Source organism: Myceligenerans indicum (genome assembly GCF_016742955.1).
GTDB classification, from domain to species: Bacteria; Actinomycetota; Actinomycetes; order Actinomycetales; family Cellulomonadaceae; genus Myceligenerans; species Myceligenerans indicum.
The window spans coordinates 1-943 of record NZ_JABBYC010000135.1 but is presented as its reverse complement, the minus strand read 5'-3'; the positions used below and the strand labels follow the sequence as shown (position 1 = coordinate 943).

Annotated in this window: 1 protein-coding gene; it reads right to left on the bottom strand. The window is 71.0% G+C overall.

The features are described from left to right. Window positions 1–17: 17 nt before the first annotated feature. Window positions 18–941 (bottom strand): AAA family ATPase, encoded by a 924-nt coding sequence (locus tag HGK34_RS22260; protein WP_201851629.1) that lies wholly within the window; start codon window positions 939–941, stop codon window positions 18–20. Window positions 942–943 lie beyond the last annotated feature (2 nt).

The following is a 943-nucleotide window of genomic DNA, read 5'->3' as shown; positions in this document are numbered from 1 at the left end:
CCTTATCGTCGGCAGCGTCAGATGTGTATAAGAGACAGGTCCTGGGCCCAGGCGTCGGGGGTGAGGGTGAGGCGGTGGGCGAGGACGGGTACGGCGATGCGTTTGACGTCTTCGGGCAGGACGTGGTCGCGGCCTTCGATGACGGCGAGGGCGCGGGCGACGAGGACGAGGTTGGCCGATCCGCGGGGTGAGGCGCCGACTTCGAGGGCGGGGTGGGTGCGGGTGGCGGTGGTCAGGTCGACGCAGTAGCGCACGACGTCGGGGTCGACGTCGACGGTTTCGGTGCCGGCTTGCATGGCGAGCACGGTGGCGGGGTCGGTGACGCGGGTGACGGGTGCGGCTTCGGTGCGGCGGGCGAGGCGGGCGGTGATGATGTCGGTTTCCTGGCCGGGGTCGGGGTAGCCGATGGCGAGGCGGACCATGAACCGGTCGAGCTGTGCTTCGGGCAGGGGGTAGGTGCCTTCGTACTCGACGGGGTTGGAGGTGGCCAGGACGTGGAAGGGGCTGGGCAGCCGGTGGCTGGTGCCTTCGACGGAGACCTGGCGTTCGGCCATGGCTTCCAGGAGGGCGGACTGGGTCTTGGGTGCGGTGCGGTTGATCTCGTCGGCGAGGAGGAGGCCGGTGAAGACGGGGCCGGGGCGGAACTCGAAGGTGCGGGTGGCGGGGTCGAAGACGGGGGATCCGGTGATGTCGCCGGGCAGCAGGTCGGGGGTGCACTGCAGGCGGGCGAAGTCGAGGCCGAGTGCGGTGGCGAGGGAGCGGGCGGCGAGGGTCTTGCCGAGTCCGGGGACGTCCTCGAACAGGACGTGTCCGCCGGCCAGGACGGTGGCCAGCGCGATGGGCAGGGTTTCGGTCATGCCGACGACGGCGGTGCGCACCTCCTGCAGCACGCGGGCGGCCAGGGCGGCGACCTCGCCGGGGGGCCTGTCTCTTATACACATCT

Excerpts from the sequence above, each read along its gene's own strand:
- HGK34_RS22260 (WP_201851629.1), bottom strand. The coding sequence starts at position 941 with ATGTGTATAAGAGACAGGCCCCCCGGCGAGGTCGCCGCCCTGGCCGCC.